The following is a 4,491-nucleotide window of genomic DNA, read 5'->3' on the forward strand; positions in this document are numbered from 1 at the left end:
CCCTCCCCCGAACCCCAACACAGAACACCACCAACAACACCCACCCCAGGACAGAGAGCACGCTCATGTGTGGTGTCGCCGGAGTTCTCGCAGGATCGCATGCCGAACCGCCCGGTCTGGACGAGCTGAAGCGCATGATCGCCATGCTGGGCCACCGCGGCCCGGACGGCTACGGCTTCTACCGTGACGACCGGATCGGGCTTGCCCATGCGCGGCTCAGCATCGTCGGCCTCGCCGGCGGCTTCCAGCCGATCCACAACGAGGACCGCACCCTCTGGATCAGCTTCAACGGCGAGATCTTCAACCACGTCGAACTGCGCCGGGATCTGGAAGCGCGCGGCCACCGCTTCTACACCCAAACCGACACCGAGGTGATCGTCCACGCCTTCGAGGAATACGGCCCCGCCACCTGGGCCAAGCTGAACGGCCAGTTCGCCATCTGCCTGTGGGACACCAAGCGGCGCGAGCTGTGGCTGGTCCGCGACCGGCTGGGCATCCTGCCGCTGTTCTATGCCCGTCGCGGCGATCATCTGGTCTTCGCGTCGGAGGCCAAGGCGCTGTTCGGCGGCGGCCGGGTGACGCCCGCCTTCGACCCGGCCCGCCTCGCCCAGGTCTTCACCCACTGGAGCACCGCGCCGCACGGCAGTGTCTTCGCCGGGGTGGAGAGCGTGCCGGCGGCCACCGCCATCCGCATCGACTCCACGCTCGCCCTGCATGTCGACCGCTACTGGCAGCCCGATTTCGCCACCGATCCGTCGCTCGCCACCCTGTCGTTGGACGAGGCGGCCGACCGGCTGGAGGAAAAGCTGCTCGACGCCATCCGCCTGCGGCTGCGCGCCGACGTGCCGGTCGGCGTCTATATCAGCGGCGGGCTCGACAGCTCGGTGATCGCGGCGCTGGCCCGCAAGCTCGACACCACCCACATGCACAGCTTCGGCGTCCGCTTCACCGACGCCGGCTTCGACGAGACGCCGCAGCAGCGGCTGGTCGCCGGCCAGGTCGGGACCGAGCACCACGACATCCTCTGCAGCCCGCAGGACATCCAGGCGGCTCTGCCCGACGTCATCCGCCACGGCGAGACGCCGCTGGTCCGCACCGCCCCCGCCCCGCTGTTCCTGCTGTCGCGTCTGGTGCGCGAGAGCGGCATCCGCGTCGTGCTGTCCGGCGAGGGTGCCGACGAGTGGCTGGCCGGCTACGACATCTTCAAGGAGGACAAGGTTCGCCGCTTCTGGGCGCGCCAGCCCGACAGCAAGGCGCGGCCGAAGCTGCTGGGCCGCATCCATCCCTTCGCCGCCGTCAACGGCCAGAAGGACAGCCCGTTGTGGCAGGCCTTCTTCAAGCGCGGGATGATGGATACGGAGGAGACCTTCTACGCCCACCGCACCCGCTGGCGGAACACCGCCTGGTCGCAGCGCCTGTTGTCCGCTGACGTCCAGGCCACGGCCGACGATGCCGCCTTCGAAGCGCATGTCGCGGCCCATCTGCCGGACGGCTGGTCGCGCTGGTCGCCGCTCGCCCGCAGCCAGTGGGCGGAGATATCCTCCTTCATGACCCCCTATCTGCTGTCGGCCCAGGGCGACCGCGTTGCCATGGCCAACAGCATCGAGGTCCGCTATCCCTTCCTCGACCCGGCGGTCGACGACCTCTGCGCCGCCCTGCCGGATCGGGTGAAGATGCTGGGGCTGCGCGACAAGCTGGCGCTGCGCCGGCTGGCCGCCCGCCATCTGCCGGCCGAGATCTTCCAGCGGCCGAAGCGCCCCTACCGCGCGCCGATGACCACCGCCCTGTTCGGCGACGGCGCCCCGGACTATGTCCGCGATCTGCTGTCGCCGGACGCGCTCGCCCGCTACGGCCTGACCGACGCCGACGCCGTATCCGCCCTGGCCGACAAGGCCCACCGCCAGAACGGCCGCATGGCCGGCGAGCGGGAGGAGATGGCGCTGGTCGGCACGCTGACCCTGCAGATATTGGCGCATTACGTCCACGACGAGCTTCCCCAGCGCATCCGCGACCAGCGCGATGCCCTGGATCTTGCGGATATCCACGTGTTGGAAGACCGGGCCGGCAACGCCCGGACCGCCACGCCACAGCCCACCGCGGCCTGACCGCCGCGATACACTTCTGACCGACGATGCATCAACCCCCATCGGGAACCGTGACCATGCTGAACGCCCTTTCCTCGTTCGACTCCAAGGCCCTCGATCTGGATTGCGCGGCCGCGGCGCGCGAGATCGAAGACGCCATCCAACGCATCGTCGCCCATGATCTGCGCCGCCAGGGCATCGTGCTCGGCGTGTCCGGCGGGATCGACAGCTCGGTCTGTGCAACGCTCGCCGTCCGCGCCCTGGGACCGGAGCGCGTGCTGTGCATCCTGATGCCGGAAAAGGAGAACTCGCCGAAGAGCACCCGCCTCGGCACCTTGCTCTGCGAGCATCTCGGCGTCACGCCCGTCATGGAGAACATCACCGGTCCGCTGGAGGCGCTGGGCTGCTACGAGCGGCGCGACAACGCCATCCGCCGGCTGTTCCCTGAATTCGGTCCGGGCTGGAAGCAGAAGATCGGCTTGGCCGGCAACCTGCTGGACGCCGACCGTGTCAACTATTTCACCCTGACCGTCGAATCGCCGGAGGGGGAGCGCCAGACCAGCCGCATGCCGGTCGATGTCTATCTCGACGTCGTCGCCGCCACCAACCTGAAGCAGCGCATCCGCAAGACGGTCGAATACACCCATGCCGACCGCCTGAACTACGCCGTGCTCGGCACGCCGAACCGGCTGGAATATGAGCTGGGCTTCTTCGTGCGCGGCGGCGACGGTCTGGCCGACCTGAAGCCGATCGCCCACCTCTATAAGTCCCAGGTCTACCAGATGGCGGCCTATCTCGGCCTGCCGGCGGAAATCCAGGGCCAGTCGCCCAGCACCGACACCTATACCCTGCCGCAGTCGCAGGAGGAGTTCTACTACGCCCTGCCCTACGACAAGCTCGACCTTGCGCTCTGCGCCTACGGCCGCGGCGCCACGGAAGAGGAAGCGGCGGCTGCCCTGGACCTGACGGTGCCGCAGGTCCGGCGGGTCTACAAGGACATCACCGCGAAGCGCCGGACCTCCGCCCGCATCCTGCGCGATGCCCATCTGGTGCAGCCGGTGTCGGTTGGGGATGAGGCATGAGCGTCATCGACTGGAAACAGCGTGGCGTCGGACGGTACGAGCCGGATGACCGTACCGCCCTCGACGCCTTCCAGCGGGCGCATTTCGGCGCCGAGGCCATCCAGCTGTGTCCCGACCACTTCCACTGGCTGTTCGAAGAGCCGCCGGAACGGGAGCATGAGGGACCGCAGCTCTGGCTGTGCAAGCGAAACGGTGCCGTCGTCGGCCAGCAGGGCGGCATTCCGTTCGCCCTGAAGGTCGGCGACCGCAACCGCAGGGCCTCCTGGGCGATCGACCTGATGGTCGCCCCGGAATGGCGCCTGCGCGGCGTCGGTCCCGCCCTGTCGGAAACCCATTCCAGCGCCAGCGACCTCGCGGTGTCGCTGTCGATGACGGAGGCCGCCTACAAGTCCTACAAGCGGGCGGGCTGGCTCGACCTCGGCAATGTGCCGACTTACCTGCGGGTGATCGACCCGTTGCGCTGCCTGCGCGTCAGCCCCTATGGCGGCGGGCTGGCCAAGCTGGTCGCCCGGATCGGCAAGCCGGCGCTCGCCACCGCGTCGATGGGCTACGGGCTGTCGGCCAAGCTGCTCGGCGTCAGGCTGGTGGAGATCGACCGCTTCGACTACCGGGTCGACGATCTATGGGAGGCCGCCTCGCCGCAGCATCCCGTGATCGCCCGGCGCGACTGGGCCTTCCTGAACTGGCGTTTCGACACCACGCCGCAGGCCGACCGCTTCCGCCGCTTCTACGTCATGCGCGGCGAGACCGTGCTGGCCTATGTCGTGCTGCGCGTCGATCATTGGAAGGGGGAGCCGGTCGGGGTGATCTGCGACTATCTGGCCCGGCCGGGCTGGCTGGTGGCGGCCTTCTCGCTGATGACCGAATTGGCGCGCAGGCAGGGGATGGTCGCGCTGATGTGCCGGACGCTGAACGCCCAGGCGGCGCGGCCGCTGTCGATGATGGGCTTCCTGTGCCTGAAGAACGGCCTGCATACGCCGACCCGCATGATGGTGCGGCCGGCGCTGGACCAGCCGGAGCTTGCCGGGCCGACGGGCGATCCGAAGAACTGGTTCGTCACCGTCGCCGACAGCGACATGGGGTTCAAGGGTCTGGGCGAGTAGAGACCGTCGGAACTCCAAACGCGAAAAAGCCGCCTTCCCATAAGGGAGGCGGCTTTTTCGCTGTTCGCGTTAAAATCGAGTTTCAAGTGACGGGATGCGTCTTCGATGACGTCCATGGAGCGGCTTACCGCTGTGCATGGCGCTCGGTGAGATCAAGCCGATCGAGCGATTAGTAAGGCTTAGCTTCAGACATTGCTGTCCGTCCACATGCCTCCTATCGAC

The 4,491-nt window shown here is 68.0% G+C and carries 3 protein-coding genes; all 3 read left to right on the top strand.

Annotated features, from left to right (window positions below; genetic code table 11):
* The first annotated feature begins 65 nt into the window (after positions 1–65).
* From asnB to FZ983_RS32550, 3 genes are read left to right on the top strand one after another with little or no spacing between them, the layout of a single operon-like run.
* Positions 66–2,105, top strand: coding sequence for an asparagine synthase (glutamine-hydrolyzing) (gene asnB / locus FZ983_RS32540; RefSeq protein WP_149228920.1), 2,040 nt, complete (start codon positions 66–68; stop codon positions 2,103–2,105).
* A 56-nt stretch (positions 2,106–2,161) separates the two neighbouring features.
* Positions 2,162–3,166, top strand: a complete 1,005-nt coding sequence (nadE, locus tag FZ983_RS32545; protein WP_149228921.1) for an NAD(+) synthase — start codon at positions 2,162–2,164, stop codon at positions 3,164–3,166.
* On the top strand, positions 3,163–4,269 hold the full coding sequence (locus tag FZ983_RS32550; RefSeq protein ID WP_149228922.1) for a GNAT family N-acetyltransferase: 1,107 nt from the start codon (positions 3,163–3,165) through the stop codon (positions 4,267–4,269). Before nadE ends, FZ983_RS32550 begins: the two co-directional genes overlap by 4 nt.
* The last annotated feature ends 222 nt before the right edge of the window (positions 4,270–4,491 follow it).

Origin of the sequence: Azospirillum sp. B21 (assembly GCF_008364825.1) — a bacterium.
Lineage (GTDB): Bacteria > Pseudomonadota > Alphaproteobacteria > Azospirillales > Azospirillaceae > Azospirillum.